The sequence below is a fragment of the Duganella sp. FT27W genome (genome assembly GCF_009295655.1).
In the GTDB taxonomy this organism is placed as follows: Bacteria; Pseudomonadota; Gammaproteobacteria; order Burkholderiales; family Burkholderiaceae_D; genus Rugamonas; species Rugamonas zoogloeoides.
In genome coordinates, this window is sequence record NZ_WHIV01000023.1 from 1 (window position 1) to 308 (window position 308).

2 rRNA genes are annotated in these 308 nt (G+C 49.4%); both read right to left on the bottom strand.

From position 1 onward, the window contains the following. A 5S ribosomal RNA gene (gene rrf, locus F8197_RS28240) occupies positions 1-78 on the bottom strand; the annotation flags it as partial. 135 nt (positions 79-213) lie between these two features. After that, a 23S ribosomal RNA gene (locus F8197_RS28245) occupies positions 214-308 on the bottom strand; the annotation flags it as partial.

Here is a 308-nt window from a genome sequence, read left to right on the forward strand (position 1 = left end):
ACTATCATCGGCGCAAAGTCGTTTCACGGTCCTGTTCGGGATGGGAAGGGGTGGGACCGACTTGCTATGGTCATCAGGCATTGAACTGTACGGGCCGCGTCTTATCGTAAGACGTTGCCCAGAATCTAGGAGAAGTAAGTAGGTGGGTAATGAAGTTGTGTATCAACGAACGTTTCAACGCACTTCTTATTCACCATAACCTGCTAAGGTTATAGGGACAAGCCGTACGGGCAATTAGTACTGGTTAGCTTAATGCATTACTGCACTTCCACACCCAGCCTATCAACGTCCTGGTCTCGAACGACCCT